A 15,886-nucleotide genomic window follows, 5' to 3' on the forward strand; every position below is an offset into this window, starting at 1 on the left:
GGGAAAATCTCAAGGGCTCGAGTGCGTCTAAAACGCGCTCCTGATCGGAAACATGTCTTCTCCGTAGTGGTGAAGCCTGGTGTGATGCCGGCGGCATAACCATCTCACCTTCAGAGGCTCATCGTATCGATCGTGATGGGCATCGACCGGTTCGGTCCCACAGACCTCGCACGTTTGTTTTTTCAGCTCGCCGGCCTTCAGGGCTCGCTGCACAGCGAGATAAGCATCATATTTGCCCGGATTGGAACGACGCCAATTGGCCTGACGCGTATCCGTTTTCAACATCCCTTCAATACCCCTGTAAGCCAGTGTCGGCCTCTCCCGATTATCTGCCCGAAATCCCTTCAAGCCGCCGCAGGTAATGGTGCGACTTTGATATCGCGCTCATGGGCTCTGACCTGCGCGAGGTCATAAGCACCCTGCATCCGCAGGAGCGTTGCCGCCTGCAATCCGAAGGCTTTCTCAAAACGGATCGCCATTTCCACCAACAGCGCCGTGTGGCCGTTCACAACATTGCTCAGGTTCTGGCGGGAGACGTGGAGATGCTCGGCGAGCGCCTTCACATTGATACCCTGCGGCGCCACTCGTTTTGGTCCGTTCTTTCGCGTTCAATCACGTGCAGTCTCTCGATAAAGCGCACAACAGCTAATAATATCAATAACTTATATCCATAAACTAAATTATGCGACTTACATCGACCACAGGACAGAGAAGGGTGCCGCCTGCAATTTCTCGCCGAATGGCGTAACCCGGTCATGGTCGTGCAGGACCAAGCCGCGCACGAAGCGATCACCTGTGGCTTCCTGTAGCTGGCGCAGCCCCCGAAAGTCTTGCCGCCGTACCGTTGCAGAAGCTTTCACCTCGATGCCTATGATCCGACCGCGTCTATCCTCGATTACAATGTCGACCTCATCCTGGTCTTTGGTCCGGTAGTGCGAGAATGATACTCGTCGCTCTGCCCAGGATGCCAGTTTCAGCAGCTCCGAGAAGACGAAGCTTTCAAGCACGGGCCCAAATCGTGAACGATCCATCCTCAACGCCTCCTCCTCGTCCTCTCGCAACACCGAGAGGAGGCCGCTATCCAGAAAGTGCAGTTTCGGCGTCTTGATCAGCCGCTTCAGCCGATTGTTCGACCACGGCGCCAACGTTCTGATCAGAAACAGCCGCTCAAGGATCGAAACGTACTTCTGGGCGGTGACATTCGAAAAACCGAGAGCCGCACCGAAGCTTGAATGGTTGATCAATTGTCCTGAATGCTCGGCGAGCACCTCCAATAACCGGGGCAACCGGTCGAATTGTTCGATATTTGCGATGTCGCGAACGTCGCGATCAAGAATCTGGGCGACATAATCCTCAAGCCACGCGGAACGGCGGGCGGGCGTCGCCCTGCGCAGAGCCTCCGGATAACCGCCCCGCAGGACAAGTGCGATCAACTCATCGCCGAGAACAGGCTTCTCATCCGCTATGACGTCTTCGCCAGCAAAGAGACGCTCGATCAGACGGCCGGGAGTGGAGCGGATTTCCGACTGAGCGAACGGGAGCAGAGAGATGGTAGCCATACGGCCAGCAAGGGAGTCGGCAATCGCGGGAATGGTTGCGATGTTGGCAGACCCGGTCAGCAAGAACCTGCCCGGTGTGTCATCTCGATCCACACTCTCTTTGATCGACAACATAAGCTCCGGTACTCGCTGGACTTCGTCAATGACAGCTCCCTGGAGCCCTCTGATGAAACCGACCGGGTCCGAGCGGGCGGAGTTCAGCGCACCCGCATCATCAAGTGTGATATACGGCCTCCCGTTACGGGCAAATTGTTTGGCAAGGGTCGTCTTGCCTGCCTGTCGCGGACCAGTGATCAGGACAACCCGCGTGTCAGTGAGTGCTGTTTCGACAAGCGGCCGAACCTTGCGGGTTATTATTTGACGCGACGATTCTGAAGAAGTCATACGGCCATCTTTAACGGAGTTTCCGTCCAGATTAAAGCATAAATCCGTCCATTTCGAAATCACTTGCGCAAGCCCCGGATGCATGCCACGGGGCGAACTGCCTAAGATGCTGGTTCAGCGGGACCGGGCCCAGCAGAGCGTTCTTCCGGAGCTTCAGACCGTCCGTTCTCCTAAGAGCTGCCTCGAATCCTCCGGAAAGGTCGAATGAATAGCCTTCTGTGGCAGAAGGACGTTTCAGCAAGCATGCAAGCGGTTGGGCTACGCCGTCATGGGATTTCGGGGTTCTTCTGAGCACGGCGCAGTCGGCGGCGTCCAGCACGTCGCGAAGCATCCGTTCCACCTGGTTGCGGTCCAGGGAGCCATAGCCGCAGCCACTTCCCTGCTCCACAGGCCGAAAATGCAGCCGGAGTGATCGCCCCCACAGCAGGGAAAACGCGGCGAACGCTAACTGGCGGTCAATCGCTCTTTCCAGATACCAAGATCCGCGTCTTGGGGGGCGAGCTGATCCCGAAGATGCCGGGCCAGTCGGGTCGGACCGAGCCGGCGCAGGTCTTCGTTAAAGTCACCAAGCTCAGGGGAGAGCACGAGCGGCAGGATGCCCAGCGCCTGCGCGCGCCGGCTCAAACCCTCGATGCCGTGCCGGCCCGCGGCATCGGCGTCGGCGGCAATGTAGACGCGCCGGCATCCAGCAGGGAGCCGGAAGGCGGCGAGATGATTGGCCGTGAGCGCCGCGACCATCGGCATGCCGGGGATGACATGCGAGAGCGACAGGATGCTTTCGAGCCCCTCGCCGGCGGCCATAACCGGGATGGAAACATTGACGGGAAAGCGAAAGCGCACAGCATTGCCAAGCAGCCCGCCCAGTGCACGACGGGGATCCTCGACCTTCGCCTTGCCGTTCCCGCCCGGATCCAGCCATGTCCGGTGCACGCCGGTGATTGCGCCGGAAGGATCGGTGACGGCGGCAATCAGGGCCGGGAAAGACGTCCTGCGGCCGGTCGCGAGATCGCGATAGTAGCAGGATGGATGGAACCGCAGCACCGGGTGAAGGGACGCGTCCGGAATCCCGCGCTGGCGCAGATACCGGTCCGCGAGCGTGCCGGCGAGCGGCTGCGTCATGCGCACAAGCCGCCGCGACCGCTCTGTGGGCGGTCGGCTGGCCGATCGATCGTCCCGCAGGGGCGACGCCGGTTCGAGCCTCGGCTCGTTCAGAAACCGCCGCGCCTCGTCGGCAACGTCGCGGAAGTGGATCAGCCCGCAGGTCTCGCGTACGAGATCGAGCAGGTCGCCATACTGGCCGGTCGCCGCATCCGCCCACCGACCTTTGCGCGGGCCCGCCAGATGCACATAGAGCGACCGCCCCTTGGTGTTGAGGACATCGCCGACAATCCAGTAATTGCCGGCCTTTCGGCCGGCGGAAAGATAATGACGGCAAACCGCCTCAGCATCCTCGGCAAGACGGTCCGCCAGCTCCGACGCAGACAACATGGTCGTTCTCCACGGTTACCGGCTGACGACATCGATCAGGCGATGCCGTTGCATCAGCTTCGACAGGATCGCCGGGCTCTCAGCGGTCAAGGGACTCGACTTCGGAGGCTCCGGTTGCGTAGACATAGACGACGCGGGCGTCGGGCAGCGCGCGCTGCAGGCGCAGACCCGCCCTGCCCTGTTGCGACGCCGCCTTGTCACCGCGGTCGGTTTTGCCGCCGGCGGCGTTGGCCATGGCGTGGCCTTCGTCGAAAATGATGACGCCATCGAATAGTCTCGCTTCGTCGATCACGCCGTGATCGTCATCGTCCTGGCAGAGCCAGTCGACAATCTGTTGAACACGCGAGCGCTTGCCTTCCCGCTCGTCGGTGCGCAGCGTCGCGAAGGTGGTGAAGAGGATGCCTTCCCTGAGCGTGATGGGCTTGCCTTGCCGGAAGCGCGACAGCGGAGTGACAAGGAGCTTTTCCTGGCCGAGCGCGCTCCAGTCGCGCTGGGCATCCTCGATCAGCTTATCGGACTTGGAAATCCAAACATGGCGCCGCCGCCCCTTCAGCCAGTTGTCGAGGATGATCCCGGCAGCTTGCCGCCCCTTGCCCGCGCCGGTCCCGTCGCCGAGGAACCAGCCGCGCCGAAAGCGCACGGCGTTGTCGGTGTCGGGCGGGACAGCGTTCAGATTGTCAAAGGAGGAATCGACCGTCCAGTGACCGGCGAGGTATCCGGAATGGGCCTCACCGGCATAGATGACGCTCTCAAGCTGGGCATCGGACAGGTCGCCGCTGGTGATGACGCGTTTGGGCAGATGGGGGCGATAGGTGGGCTTTGGCGGCGCGACCGAGGCCATTGTGATCGATTCGACCAGCTTGTCGGGATGGGATTTGGTGTCGGGGATGTGGATCGATTGCAGCCGGTATGGCTCGTAGATGCCGTCGGCCGCGCCGCTATTGGACTTCGACGCTGCATCGCGCAGCTCGTAGGAAAGCTCGACGATCTCGTCATCGACGGATGTAGAGGGGCGAGCAGCCGCACGCGATGGCATAGGGCGCGCGGCTCGACCGGCGATCGCCGTCGGGCGCATCGCGCCGACGGCCTTGCGTGCAGCCATCTTCGCGGCGACTTCGCGCAGGATGCCGTTCGACAGGGCGCCGATGGAGTTGGACGCCGTCGCCGGCGAACGGGGCGGAAGATCTGCCACCCAGCCGAGAAGCGTTTGCAGGTCTGGCGCGACACCCTTCGACGTGATCAGCTGCTTCGGATCGGCGGCCGCGATCTTGTCGATGACCGTCAGGCGCGTTTCCACCGTGGTGCCATGACGGGCATAGACGCTGCCGGCGATCCCGGCACTGAACAGGGCCGTGCCATTTTCCTGCAAGCGCACGAACGCCGAACGCCATTTGGGATTGTCGGGGGAAAGGCTGAAACTTGTGATCGCGACCAGACGGCCGCCTGGCTGAAGCCGTGCAAACGCGGCCGACAGATGACGCCACGCGGCGTCTGCGACGACACCTTCGACATGTACCCCCGCCGAGAACGGGGGGTTCATCACGACGAGGGTCGGGCAGACTGCGCGATCGAGGTAATCGTCGATATGGACCGCGTCGTGCCGCGTCACGGCCGCGCTGGGGAAGAGCTGCCCGAGTAGCGAATGGCGGACCGGCGCGTATTCGTTGAGGGAAAGGCGCGCACGGGCAAGCTCGCCGAAGATGGCGAGCAGGCCGGTGCCAGCGGACGGTTCGAGGACGATATCGTCGGGAAGGATGCCAGCGGCGCGGGTCGCGACGTAGGCGAGCGGCATCGGTGTTGAGAGTTGCTGCAGCGCCTGGCTCTCCTCCGAGCGGCGCGTATGGGTCGGCATCAGGGACGCGATCTTTTCCAGCATGGCGAGCGCAGCGTGCTGGCCGTCGGCGCGGGTCATGATCGCTGGTCCGAACTTGCGCAGGAACAGGATCTGCGCGGCTTCGGTCGTCTCGTAGGCATCTTTCCATGTCCAGAAACCTGCGGCGTCGCTTCCGCCGAAGGCATTGGACATGACGGCGCGGAGATCGGTCACGCCGATCGCAGCGCCTCGTGCGAGTAGAGGGGCGAGCGCTCTTGCGGCCTCAAGAATCTGGATGGCACGATCGGGCGACACGAGGGGAACGGCGGCCGCATTTGCGGCCGGGGAAAGGATAACGTTCATGGAGAATCCTGTCGAGAGCGGGAAAGGGACGGCCCGCCCGGGCGCTCTCCAACCCCGCCGGGCCAACCCTTCCCGGCCCCCTCTCTTCCTCTGCGGCGATGTCCGCGGGTTCACAACGTCAGAACTGATGACGTTTCGCTTGAAAAGCGCCGCCACACGATCGCTTGTTTCACGAACCCTCGATGAACACCTCATCGGGACTGGCTGCGAGAAGCATCAGGTTGCGGCCGCCGACGACGACGCATTCGTTTATCCAGTGGCGATCAAGATCGCGGTGCCGCCATAGCGATCGGCTGACACATAGACGATGGTGAAGTGCGGGTATTCCTTGCCATCATGTGCGACATGCACATATAGGCCGGCGACTTCGATGACGATCCCGCCGGTGGCGTAAGAGGTACGCACTGCCATGCCGGGGCGGACCAGCGCCGCAACATCGGGGGCGCCTTCGGGCGTCGACCGATACCGGCCCGGATCGTGTGCGCCGAGACTGGCCGAATAAAGGGAATGGGCGAGATGCAGCTGCTTTTCGCTTGGTCGGGGTTTGCGCCTGATTTGCATTTTCAACCGCTCCCGTGGCCGCGAAGGGGTGGATGATAATCGCCCAGGAGCGCTTCGATCTGCTTATCGGCAACATCCTCGAGCAGGGTGGGGATGTTGCCGGCACCCCCCCCGCCATGGATGAGAAGGGTGCGCTTGCCTCGATGCTCCGCCGGCCATGCCAACGGGTTGAGCGAACCGGCGTGCCCCTTGTAGTTGTCGGGCATGCGGCTCCAGATGAGCTTCAGCTTTCCTCCCGTGTCATGCTGTCCATTGCGTAGGTTTCATGCGCTATGATCGGAGCGCACATTTTCTCTGGATTGTGTCGGTCGGTGAGTTGGCAGTAACCGTGGAACCAGCGTTGACGCGCACGAATGGGAATTGCGAAGTAAACGCTTGTCACGTCCGTTCCCTTGAACTCGGTCATGGCGAACATGCCGCTGCGCATGAAGAGCGGGGGCGGCGCATTCAACGCCTCGTCCGCGCGGCGCGGGGTTGAACTCGGCGGCCGTGTCCGAAGCGATGACCCTACGCTATCACATGCACGGCGAGACGCCCCATGCGCCGTTCATCGCACATCCGTCGCTGGCTGGCCCGATCCCAGTGGTGGCGTTCCAGTCGGGGCTGGCAGAACTGCGGCGGGGAGCGATCGATCTGACTCCGAGACTGACGACGAAACTCCGGCGCCCCTTGCATTCCGCGGCTTTTTGTTGTCCGCTGTCACCGCCTGGCGCTGGTCGGGCGCTATTGTTGCCGCTTTGCGGCCTTGTCGTAGACCTCCAGCGGCTCGCGCTTGCCGACCGCGATCACCATCACCGTGACCGTTCCGTCGTCGACACGGTAGATCATCCGGTATCCGGCGGATCGCAGCTTGATCTTGTAATGATCGGGCATGCCATGCAGGGCGTCGCCTTGCACACGGGGGTGCTGGAGCCGCTCGGAGAGCTTCTTCGTGAACTGGCGGCGGATTTCGTGGCCGAGTTTCTTCCACTCCCGGCGCGCTACCGGGTCGAACTCCAGAACATACTCAGTCGAACGCGATATCGTCGCCCTTGATCCTAGCCTTCACCGGCTTGCCGCCCTCGGCCTGCCGCTGCTTGGCGATCCTGACCAGCGCCTGGTCATCCAGTTCTTCGATCATGGCCTCGTACACGCTCGCCGGCACCATGTAGGCCATGACGCGATTATGGTTGAGGATCGCGATGGGCGCGCCTGCGGCCTCGTCGAATACTCGCTTGGGGCTCTGTTTGAGGTCGGATATGCTGACTGCAACCTCGGCTTCTACACGTTGCATAGAGGCTTCTCCTTCTAGATCCAAATGTGTACCTGAATTGGTATGTTTTTCAATGCCTATTTTAGCATGTTTTTTAATTCTCTGAGGTGCAGCCAAGCTCGATAGCGGACTGACCTTTCACTCCGGCGAGGCTGTGCAGTTCAAGGACGTGCCCCTTGGATGGGGCGGCGTCAATCAGGAATAGGCGTCCGGGCGAGGCATGGGTATCACGGGTCGGTCCTTTCAAAGAGACAATCGTGGTTTGGACGGCGGAGCACCGGCTCCGCCATGCTGTTTGAGCCAAGGAAGGCTTGGGCGACGTCGCCACAGCGACGGCGATCGAAGGCGTTGTCGTCGTTCTGAAGCTCTCGGCCGCTCGGGCGATGAAGCGTGCGCGGTCGGCCGCGCTACGCCGCACACGGAAATCGGCATCGATAACGTGGTTCGTTCTCGCCCAGTGGCTCCAGGCAAAAATTGCGTCCGAGCCCGACAGTGGTGTTGGAACTCGGAAAGCGGTCGGCGTTGCGAACCAGTTCTTCCCAGGTCGCCCCAAATTCGACTTCGTCGAAGCGGCTGTGCCGTCCGGTCAGTGCATTGCGCTCGAGGAAAAGCGCACGCTCGAGAAGTTCGGGATGATGCCGGCCAGCGCCGGCACCGCCGGCCCAGCCCTTCACGGCCTGGCCGCACGGGAAGGTTATACTGTCCTGCATCGGATAGTATAAAGGTGTATTCGTGCTAAAATTGATTGATAGAAGTCCGGCGGAATGTATCCCTCCGGCGGGAATGATGAGGAGTTGGGGATGCGAAGGTTCAGAATTGGCGAGCGGGCGCTAGACGAGGATTCAGCCGAATTTCGAGATGCCCTGCCCCACGCCTACGAGCAGCGGCTTCGGCCGCTGTGCATGTGCAAGGAACCACCCGTTCCGATGTATATCGCACGGTTGGACGGGCAGCATCTCGTCAAGCGCATGCCGCTGTCAGGTCGCGATCACGATCCGGCCTGCCCGTCTTATGAACCGCCTTATGAACTATCGGGGCTTGGCCCCCTGATCGGCAACGCAATTCAGATCGACGCGAGCGGCAAAGCCGACCTGAAGCTGGACTTCACCCTTACCAAGCGAGGCCCGCGTGCCGCGCCGAGCATTCCGGCTGAACCGTCGGAGTCGAGCATCCACAGTGAAGTCAGGAAGCTCTCACTGCGGGCGATGCTGCATTATCTTTGGGAAGCCGGCGAGTTGACGGAATGGCGTTCAACATGGGCCGGCAAGCGTGGCTGGGTCAGGGTCCGCAACAGCCTCATCAACGCGGCATCGCAAATGACAGCAAGGGGCGGGCCGTTGAGCGATATCCTTTTCGTCCCCGAGGTATTTCATCCAGACGACAAGGACGGAATTTCCGCGCGGCGCGCCGCCGCCCTTAAAGGTGTTCAGACAAACGGATCCGGGCCGCGCAAGCTGATGCTGATGGTGGGTGAGATCAAGGAGTTCGCCGCTGCGAGGGAAGGCCACAAGATCGCGATCCGGCATCTGCCGTTTGCGCTGATGGTCGAGGACGGTGCGTGGCGGCGGCTTGCCGCGCGATATGAGGCTGAACTGGAACTCTGGCGGTCCAACGAGGCGTTCCATCTGATCGTCATTGCGACGTTCGGGATTTCGAGCGCAGGCATCGCCTCGGTCGAGGAAATCGCCTTGATGGTCGTCAACGAGCACTGGATTCCGTTCGAGACGCTCGACGAATTGCGGCTGCTGGAACGGTTGAGCGGCCTCAAGCGCAAGAGCGTCAAGGGATTGCGTTTCAACCTGACACGCGACCAGCCGATCGTGTCGGTGACGTTGCCCGAGCAGAAGCCGGCCCCGATTGCGATGTTCATCGTGCCTGCCGGTGCGAGCGAGGAGTATGAGCATGCGCTCGCCGACATGATCGAGGCAAGGCCGGAGATCAAGCCCTGGGTCTGGCGCGTGGCGGAAGGAGAGATGCCGCGGCTGCCATGATACTGGCGTGCGAAACCGCACGGTCAGCCTAGTCGACGTGCCGGATGAACGTTCACAGCACGACAGGCCATCGGAACGAGGTCCGGTTTCCCTGGCCATGATCGCGTTACGCAACATTACGACGCTGCCCAAGACCGACAAGTCGCAGTGGCCAAAGAACCAGCAGGCATGACACATGATCGTCATGGAGGAACAGGAACACGACGTTGTCTGTATTGAAGGCAGACAATACAAAGGTGCCGGGACGGAGGAAAAGCGGCCGCCCGACATTTCGCATTTCGTCAAACGAAGCCTGATCGACCTCAAACCACTCACCGGTATGGATCCTGCCGCCGATGCGATCTCCGTCGAATGGCGCCTGGGTGTGTGACGGTTCACGAGGGAACATCACCCAGCGCGACGCGATGGGGGCGTAGAATTTTTCAGAAGGAACGATGATGAAACATGGCAACGCCTCTGCAACGTACAAAAATGCCGCCGGCGGATTCGACCGCGCGACGGCATGGATCGGATTGAAAAGGTGGCTGACGATCGGCGGTCAGGCCGCACTTTCGAGCAGCTTCCGGGCCTTACCTTCGAGCTCGAGCCGGGTGTCCTGGTGCGTCTTTCCGCGGGCATGCGCGGTGATGCCGGCGACGAAATCGAAGATCGACTCCGGCGGCCGGCCTTCTTCCTGAAGCACCGTCTCGATGATCTTGCCTGTCTCGCCCTTAGTGAACCCGCGTTTGCGTAAGAAGCTCTCACGATCTTCATCGTTGCGTGCAACAATGCGTTCGCGCGCAGCGCGAATGCCGGCAATGAAGGACGCGGGAGAGGAATTGGCGAAGCTGGTCAGTGCAGGCGCGGCCTCATGGGCGAAGCGATTGGCTGCAAATTTCGAGTGCCGGATGGTGATTTCCTCAAAATTTTCGACGCCCCAAAGGTTTCGGTTGCAACACACAGCACGCAGGTAAAAGCTTGCAATACCGAGGGTTTTCGAGCCGACTTCGCTGTTCCAGGCATAAAATCCACGGAAATACAGATCAGGTTCACCGTTCGGAAGGCGGCCGGCTTCGATCGGGTGTGTGTCGTCGACCAGAAACAGGAAAACATCTCTGTCCGATGCATAAAGGGTGGTCGTGTCCTTGGTGATGTCGACGAAGGGATTGTGGGTCATGCTCGACCAGTCGAGAACGCCGGGCACCTTCCAGATCGTGTCGCCTGTCCCGTTTCCGGCAATATTCATCACCGCCGAAACGAGTTCGTGATCCCAGATTCGACCGTATTCGGAACCTGTCACCGCTCGTAGTTCGATGCGCCCATCGTCCGTTTCCAGCGTCTTCACCTGTTCGGCACGGTGGTTGAGGAGACCGTGCTGGAGGTTGATCGCGGCGAGCGGCGCGGGCAACTGGCGCATATAACTTGAAGGCGCACCGACGAGGCTACATAGCTGTCCATAGCTCCAGTGCGTGGGCGCTAGCGCCTGACGCTCACCGGGCACGACGAGCGCAAGACGCTCGGCGTTGTCGCGGGTGGCTTCGACACGGATTGCAGCACTTTCAACGGTCCGTGCGCGTGCGTTTTCGGCCCTCGACTTGACGGTACGATAGAGTTCGGACAGCGAAAGATAGCGATCGTCGGCGGGCCGGGAGAACCACTCGGACGATACTCGCCCGATCCGCTCTCCGCGCGAGATGTCGACCTTGAAGCCGCCACCGGCCGGCCGTGGGCGGGAAACCATGGTGTTCATGATGATGTCTCCTGGAAGAAAAGGGCCCGGCTGGCCGTTTGCGCGACAACCGGGTTGATCAGGTAGATGGAGGAGCGGCAGCTGGACCTGCGCACTGCCGCAACACGGGTGGCCGCGGGGGACCCTCTTTTCGGTACTTTGCGCTGCCCCGCCGCAAGCTGCCCCTTTTTTGGTGATGCGATGCGGTCGCAATAAGCCACGAGCGAGCCGAGCGGCGCGATATCGAAAATGAGAGATGCGGACATGCGTGCTCTCCGTGTCGAGAATGCAGAAAGGCCCGGCAGGGCCGGGCCTTGGTGTTGCGAGGATGAAGGGCGGCTATTCCGCCGCGCCGAGGTGAGGACGTTCCTCGCACTCGCCATTCTCGTGAACGGCGTCTTCGTCCTCTGCACCTTCGGCGAGGAATGCTGGGCGATCGACGTCGGCGTCTTCCACAATCGTGTCCTCATCGACGTCCTCCGCCGTGCTGTCCTCGAGCCGAGCCTTATCGGCCGCGGAGCGGAGCGGCTCAGGAAGCCAGCCGCTGCCTTCGAGCAGACGGGCGGCCTCGCGGGCCATATCCTGCTTCTTCAGGTGGTCGATAAGCTGGGCAGACTGTTCACCCCGCGCCTCGCGAACCGCCTGGAGGATATGCGCTTTGGTCACACGGCCGAGATAGTTGTCGACCGTCGGAGTCCAACCGGCTTCCACCATGTCGAACCCGATCGACCGGGCGACCTGTCCGGCATGGGCAATCTTGGCCGACCGGCGGTTCCAGGTCTGAACGATGGCGTTGAGCGACAGCGACACGCAATGTGCAAACAGCGCCTGCCGGCTGGCCTCATCGAGCGCGACCAGGAAGTCCCAGAGTTCGTCTGGGTTCTTCGGCAAGTCATGGCCCCATGCATCCTGGCGCTGCTCGATCTCCTTCGCCCAGGGCGTCTCACCGAGCCCTTGCGTCTGCCCAAAGGTCGTGTTCTGCACCGTAACCTCCAGGCACGAGTCCGAACTATACGGATAGAACGTCTGCAGGACGAAGACGTGCAGCGCGGCGATCCAGGCCATCGCAGGATCACTTGCAAGTGCGTTTCGCAGCGCCACGGTGCGCGTGGCGGTCAGATCCTCAACGAGCCGGTCGGAGAGCGGACGGATCTTGTCATCATCCTCCTCCGGCTGCTCGACATCGGCCTGCTTGCCGTTGATCGAGTCGCCCTCGCTATCCGATGCAGGATCGCCGCCATCGTTGACATCGCTCTCGTCACCCTCGGTGTCAGGTTCGTCCTCGGGACGCACGAAGCCGCGCTCGATCTTCAGCTCGCCGCCAGCACCGAGCGAGATGAAGGCTCCGCCGCGAGCGACCTCCTCCGGATCGAGGACATAGGGCCGGTCGTTGAGCTGATCGATCTCGTTGCCGAGTTCCTCAAGCCGGATTTCGGTTTCCTCGGAATAGTCGTCCGCCTCGGCATATTCGGCATCGAGTTTGTCATACTCCACCTTCAACGCATCGTAGCGCGCAAGTTCTTCCTGGGTGAGCTCGGCCTGCTGACCATAGAAGCGCCGCAGCCCGCAGGTGTGGCCATACGGGAAATCGATCGCCTCATGGACCCACTTCCAGCCCTCCTTGGCCTTTACGGTCTCGGCATCGACCTTCAGCTTTTCGAATACGAGCTGCTCCAGCAGGGCGGGGTCCTGAAGCCAGTAATCCTCCTCGAACAAATCCCGCAGGACGACACCTCCCGCCGCTTCGTAGGCCTCGACGCCGACATAGACTGCACGACGATCGGTGGCGCGCACCGCTGTTTCGGTGAGAAGCCGACGAATGTAGTACGGCTCCTGGTTGTGAGACCTCGTCACCGTATCCCAGACCTGCTCCTGGCGGGCATGGTCATTGGTGATTGAGAAAGCCTTGACCTGTTCGAGCTTCATCTCGTCGTTCGCGTAGAATTCGAGCAGGCGCGGCGAGACCGAAGCCAGTTGGAGCCTCTGCTTCACGGTCGCGACAGAAATGAAGTAGCGTGCCGCGATTTCGTCCTCGCTGAGACCCTGTTCACGCAATCGCTGGAACGCGCGATACTGATCGAGCGGATGGAGGTGAAGGCGGTGGACATTCTCGGCGAGCGAGTCGTCCACGATCGAGGTGACGGCGCGGCGCTTGACGATGCAGGGGACCGGCTCCGTCTTCGCCATTCGCTTCCGCTTGACCAGAAATTCGAGAGCGCGGTAACGCCTGCCGCCGGCGGGAACCTCGTAGCGGCCGGTTTCCTCACCGTCCTTGTTGCGCTTCGGACGAACGTTCAGGCTCATGAGGAGCCCGCGCAGCGCAATATCGTCCGCGAGATCCTCGATGGAAACGCCGAGCTTGACGTTGCGGACGTTCTCCTGAGAGAGATCAAGCAGATCGAAGGGAATGCCTTCGGACGGATCGAGGGTGATTTTCTCGATGGCCTTTGCCATGTCGTTTCTCCGTGGCGGCCGGCCGGAGCCACTCTCCGGACACCTCAGCTCGCCGCGCGCGTCCCCTCCCCCCTCCCCCTCTCTTTTCCGGCACGCACCGCCGCCCCGGCACGCGCACCAGCGGGAAGCGCGCCGAGGATGTTTTGAAGAGACCTGTTTCGAGTGCTATTTACGGTGCTCATTTTACGGAGAGCACGATGCCGCATATGATCCTCTCCGAGGTCACGGCCAGCGTTTTGGAACTGAAGAGAAACCCGATGGGAACTGTCGCCGCTGGCAAGGGCTCTCCGGTCGCCATTCCAACCCCGTCCGTAGAAGATCGGTGTCAGAATGTTCTCGACAACTTCGCTCGTCACGTCACTGCGACCTCAGGTTGAGAACAGTCGATTTCGAGCATCGTGCCCACGTGCGATAGTCTCTGGCAGGTTTCATGCTCACCATGTCTGTGGCAGGAAGTGAAAGCTGCTGGAAGCGGGCCCTCAGATGTGACGTTCCTCCACTCTCATAAAAAAGGCCTGTCGTGGAGGCAGGCCAAACCGCTCTCTGTGTGCGGAGAGCGAGGGAGCATCGTTAGAAGCTAACTCTGCCCCGACTTCCTTGCCGTATCGGCCAGGCGAACCGCACGCTTGTTGGCTGCGACCAGTGCGAGGCCTCCTAGGATCAGGATGACGCCCGCCCCGAACAGCATACCCAGCCAGTCGCCAAAGATGAGCATCTGCCTTGGGATATGTCGCGCCTGAAAAACGCTCTCACAGAGCTGCTCATCATGAGGTCATGACGCGTGCATTGGCTCTTGAATCGTCGCAAATCTCTTAGCTTACCATAAAAATGGCGGACGCTGAAAAACTATCCACGATCGACTTTTGCAGCTCCGAAATGCAAGTTACCCGCAAGAGCCAACCGTTCGGCTTCCGACCTTAATCTCGGCCGTTCGCGGCATGAAGCGATGATCTGGAAAGCAGCCATTTGCAGAGGCCGTCGTCATGGACCATATCCGTCGCGTACAGTTAGTCACAGAGGTGACACTGCTTTTGGGACTTTTGCGATCAAGAGGGAGATGTAGGATGAGAAGCTATTTGCCGTATATCATCGGCGCCTTCGTTGGCGCGCTGATAGCAATTCTCCTCTCGAACTTATTTGATGTTACCGGGATACCTCAACTGGCGATGTTCGGATGTTTGCCTGCTCTAGGCGGCGCTTTGTTAGAACGTTTCGTCCAGCGTTTCTCACAAAAATCCTGACTTTCCAGGCGTCGCAACAATCAGCCGCACAGGCACCGGGAGTAAAGTTGGTTTCACCTCAAGGGCGGAGCCTGGCGCTTCAGGGACTGCGATCTCACAATTGATGTGCTGGTGTCCGCCATGTCGCCGAAGCCGCTCATGGCCTATCAAGATCGAACGTCAGGCTTGTGGCCCGCCTCAGTGGGTTGCTGGATGTTGGCCAGGAAGAAGTCGCCGCATCTCCCCCTTCTCATTGTCCAACCACCGAGTGCCGGACTTGCTGCAAGCCGAGGTTCTTGTGTCAAGAAAGCGGGTCGATTGACATCAAAAGGAGGCAAGCCAATGTCAGCGATTGCCAGCGTGTTTTCACAATCGTTCTTCCACGGAACCAAGGCCGATCTGAACCCTGGAGACTTGATCGTCGTCGGCTACCGGTCCAACTTTTCCGAAGCCAATCCGCTATCCTGGGTATATTTTGCCGGCACGCTGGACGCTGCGATCTGGGGCGCAGAACTGGCCGCCGGCAGTGAGCGGGAACGGATTTATGTCGTGGAACCAACCGGGCCGATCGAGGACGATCCCAACCTGACGGATAAGAAGTTCCCTGGTAATCCAACGCTGTCCTATCGCTCTCGCGACCCGGTACGGGTCATTGCCGAAGTGACGAAGTGGCAAGGGCACCCGCCTGAACGGCTACAGCAGATGAAGGACGGCCTAGCCCGCTTGAAGTCGGAGGGCGCCGCCATCATCGACTAACATGATCGAAGAACGACGGCTTCCGCCCTGCGACGCATGAGGCCTGTTTCCCTTTCCACGAGGTCGAGCCGTTCTGGTATCACGGCGCGAACCGTGATCAGCTAGTCGGCAGGTGTCGACCCCATCTCGGTCATTGGTATCGGCGATCCTCGCTTCCGAAACCGGATCCAGCTGAGGGTCATCGTCAGCGGTTATTTCTGCTGTGAGGGACAAGTCAGTTATCGCCGGTTTGGGACTTTTTCGGCACCTTCTTACGTTATTTGCGCGTCAGTCCGTTGCAGCCATCGCCAGCCGGGTTGAACCTGCGCGGGACTTTCGCTTTTATGTCGCCATGGTT

At 60.8% G+C, this 15,886-nt stretch carries 17 protein-coding genes and 2 pseudogenes; 5 read left to right on the forward strand and 14 right to left on the reverse strand.

Features of this window, described 5'->3' with window-relative positions; translation table 11 throughout:
- Positions 1-27: 27 nt before the first annotated feature.
- The 10 genes and pseudogenes from ACVCNR_RS22345 to ACVCNR_RS22390 all read right to left on the reverse strand — a co-directional run bounded on the left by ACVCNR_RS22345 (position 28) and on the right by ACVCNR_RS22390 (position 7,441).
- Entirely contained in the window at positions 28-285 is a 258-nt protein-coding gene (locus ACVCNR_RS22345; protein WP_447076564.1) for a hypothetical protein, read from the reverse strand.
- Between the two features lie 59 nt (positions 286-344).
- Positions 345-584 carry a HigA family addiction module antitoxin gene (locus ACVCNR_RS22350; protein WP_447076565.1) on the reverse strand — a complete coding sequence of 80 codons (240 nt, stop codon included), beginning with the start codon at positions 582-584 and terminating at the stop codon, positions 345-347.
- 105 nt (positions 585-689) lie between these two features.
- On the reverse strand, positions 690-1,943 hold the full coding sequence (locus ACVCNR_RS22355) for an ATP-binding protein (protein WP_447076566.1): 1,254 nt from the start codon (positions 1,941-1,943) through the stop codon (positions 690-692).
- Between the two features lie 444 nt (positions 1,944-2,387).
- Complete coding sequence (locus tag ACVCNR_RS22360; RefSeq protein ID WP_447076567.1) at positions 2,388-3,431, reverse strand: DUF7146 domain-containing protein; 1,044 nt, start codon at positions 3,429-3,431, stop codon at positions 2,388-2,390.
- A gap of 88 nt (positions 3,432-3,519) precedes the next feature.
- A pseudogene (locus ACVCNR_RS22365) lies at positions 3,520-5,607 on the reverse strand (strawberry notch-like NTP hydrolase domain-containing protein); the annotation flags it as partial.
- A gap of 249 nt (positions 5,608-5,856) precedes the next feature.
- Positions 5,857-6,168, reverse strand: a complete 312-nt coding sequence (locus ACVCNR_RS22370) for a hypothetical protein (protein WP_447076568.1) — start codon at positions 6,166-6,168, stop codon at positions 5,857-5,859.
- A 2-nt stretch (positions 6,169-6,170) separates the two neighbouring features.
- Positions 6,171-6,374, reverse strand: coding sequence for a hypothetical protein (locus ACVCNR_RS22375; protein WP_447076569.1), 204 nt, complete (start codon positions 6,372-6,374; stop codon positions 6,171-6,173).
- A 17-nt stretch (positions 6,375-6,391) separates the two neighbouring features.
- A complete protein-coding gene (locus tag ACVCNR_RS22380) occupies positions 6,392-6,619 on the reverse strand; it encodes a DUF1419 domain-containing protein (RefSeq protein ID WP_447076570.1) in 228 nt (75 codons plus the stop codon).
- A 272-nt stretch (positions 6,620-6,891) separates the two neighbouring features.
- Positions 6,892-7,191 carry a type II toxin-antitoxin system RelE family toxin gene (locus ACVCNR_RS22385; protein ID WP_447076691.1) on the reverse strand — a complete coding sequence of 100 codons (300 nt, stop codon included), beginning with the start codon at positions 7,189-7,191 and terminating at the stop codon, positions 6,892-6,894.
- A complete protein-coding gene (locus ACVCNR_RS22390; protein ID WP_447076571.1) occupies positions 7,175-7,441 on the reverse strand; it encodes a type II toxin-antitoxin system Phd/YefM family antitoxin in 267 nt (88 codons plus the stop codon). The genes ACVCNR_RS22385 and ACVCNR_RS22390 overlap by 17 nt, the downstream gene beginning before the upstream one ends.
- Positions 7,442-7,731: 290 nt before the next feature.
- Between ACVCNR_RS22390 and ACVCNR_RS22395 the strand changes: the two genes are divergently transcribed.
- Complete coding sequence (locus ACVCNR_RS22395) at positions 7,732-8,142, forward strand: hypothetical protein (RefSeq protein ID WP_447076572.1); 411 nt, start codon at positions 7,732-7,734, stop codon at positions 8,140-8,142.
- Positions 8,143-8,220: 78 nt separating this feature from the next.
- Positions 8,221-9,411 (forward strand): DUF1173 domain-containing protein, encoded by a 1,191-nt coding sequence (locus tag ACVCNR_RS22400; RefSeq protein ID WP_447076573.1) that lies wholly within the window; start codon positions 8,221-8,223, stop codon positions 9,409-9,411.
- Positions 9,412-9,517: 106 nt separating this feature from the next.
- On the opposite strand, the gene ACVCNR_RS22405 is transcribed toward ACVCNR_RS22400, so the two are convergent.
- The 4 genes from ACVCNR_RS22405 to ACVCNR_RS22420 all read right to left on the reverse strand — a co-directional run bounded on the left by ACVCNR_RS22405 (position 9,518) and on the right by ACVCNR_RS22420 (position 13,573).
- Entirely contained in the window at positions 9,518-9,799 is a 282-nt protein-coding gene (locus ACVCNR_RS22405; RefSeq protein ID WP_447076692.1) for a DUF1419 domain-containing protein, read from the reverse strand.
- Between the two features lie 150 nt (positions 9,800-9,949).
- The gene (locus ACVCNR_RS22410) at positions 9,950-11,140 is read right to left on the reverse strand and encodes a DUF932 domain-containing protein (protein ID WP_447076574.1); all 1,191 of its coding nucleotides are present in this window, start codon (positions 11,138-11,140) and stop codon (positions 9,950-9,952) included.
- Positions 11,137-11,385, reverse strand: coding sequence for a hypothetical protein (locus tag ACVCNR_RS22415; RefSeq protein WP_447076575.1), 249 nt, complete (start codon positions 11,383-11,385; stop codon positions 11,137-11,139). Before ACVCNR_RS22415 ends, ACVCNR_RS22410 begins: the two co-directional genes overlap by 4 nt.
- Positions 11,386-11,458: 73 nt before the next feature.
- The gene (locus ACVCNR_RS22420; protein WP_447076576.1) at positions 11,459-13,573 is read right to left on the reverse strand and encodes a ParB/RepB/Spo0J family partition protein; all 2,115 of its coding nucleotides are present in this window, start codon (positions 13,571-13,573) and stop codon (positions 11,459-11,461) included.
- Between the two features lie 197 nt (positions 13,574-13,770).
- Here ACVCNR_RS22420 and ACVCNR_RS22425 point away from each other — a divergent pair.
- The 3 genes and pseudogenes from ACVCNR_RS22425 to arr all read left to right on the forward strand — a co-directional run.
- A pseudogene (locus ACVCNR_RS22425) lies at positions 13,771-13,872 on the forward strand (plasmid stabilization protein); the annotation flags it as partial.
- Between the two features lie 765 nt (positions 13,873-14,637).
- A complete protein-coding gene (locus tag ACVCNR_RS22430; RefSeq protein ID WP_447076577.1) occupies positions 14,638-14,814 on the forward strand; it encodes a hypothetical protein in 177 nt (58 codons plus the stop codon).
- A gap of 321 nt (positions 14,815-15,135) precedes the next feature.
- Positions 15,136-15,549: an NAD(+)--rifampin ADP-ribosyltransferase gene (gene arr / locus ACVCNR_RS22435; RefSeq protein ID WP_447076578.1), complete on the forward strand. Its 414-nt coding sequence runs from the start codon at positions 15,136-15,138 to the stop codon at positions 15,547-15,549.
- The last annotated feature ends 337 nt before the right edge of the window (positions 15,550-15,886 follow it).

The organism is Aquamicrobium terrae (genome assembly GCF_052978165.1).

What these genes read in the sequence shown, in the direction of transcription:
- ACVCNR_RS22390 (WP_447076571.1), bottom strand. Translation starts at nt 7,441, where the DNA reads ATGCAACGTGTAGAAGCCGAGGTTGCAGTCAGCATATCCGACCTCAAA.
- ACVCNR_RS22370 (WP_447076568.1), bottom strand. Translation starts at nt 6,168, where the DNA reads ATGCAAATCAGGCGCAAACCCCGACCAAGCGAAAAGCAGCTGCATCTC.
- ACVCNR_RS22430 (WP_447076577.1), top strand. Translation starts at nt 14,638, where the DNA reads ATGAGAAGCTATTTGCCGTATATCATCGGCGCCTTCGTTGGCGCGCTG.
- ACVCNR_RS22345 (WP_447076564.1), bottom strand. Translation starts at nt 285, where the DNA reads ATGTTGAAAACGGATACGCGTCAGGCCAATTGGCGTCGTTCCAATCCG.
- ACVCNR_RS22415 (WP_447076575.1), bottom strand. Translation starts at nt 11,385, where the DNA reads ATGTCCGCATCTCTCATTTTCGATATCGCGCCGCTCGGCTCGCTCGTG.
- ACVCNR_RS22420 (WP_447076576.1), bottom strand. Translation starts at nt 13,573, where the DNA reads ATGGCAAAGGCCATCGAGAAAATCACCCTCGATCCGTCCGAAGGCATT.
- ACVCNR_RS22410 (WP_447076574.1), bottom strand. Translation starts at nt 11,140, where the DNA reads ATGAACACCATGGTTTCCCGCCCACGGCCGGCCGGTGGCGGCTTCAAG.
- arr (WP_447076578.1), top strand. Translation starts at nt 15,136, where the DNA reads ATGTCAGCGATTGCCAGCGTGTTTTCACAATCGTTCTTCCACGGAACC.
- ACVCNR_RS22355 (WP_447076566.1), bottom strand. Translation starts at nt 1,943, where the DNA reads ATGACTTCTTCAGAATCGTCGCGTCAAATAATAACCCGCAAGGTTCGG.
- ACVCNR_RS22400 (WP_447076573.1), top strand. Translation starts at nt 8,221, where the DNA reads ATGCGAAGGTTCAGAATTGGCGAGCGGGCGCTAGACGAGGATTCAGCC.
- ACVCNR_RS22405 (WP_447076692.1), bottom strand. Translation starts at nt 9,799, where the DNA reads ATGTTCCCTCGTGAACCGTCACACACCCAGGCGCCATTCGACGGAGAT.
- ACVCNR_RS22375 (WP_447076569.1), bottom strand. Translation starts at nt 6,374, where the DNA reads ATGCCCGACAACTACAAGGGGCACGCCGGTTCGCTCAACCCGTTGGCA.
- ACVCNR_RS22360 (WP_447076567.1), bottom strand. Translation starts at nt 3,431, where the DNA reads ATGTTGTCTGCGTCGGAGCTGGCGGACCGTCTTGCCGAGGATGCTGAG.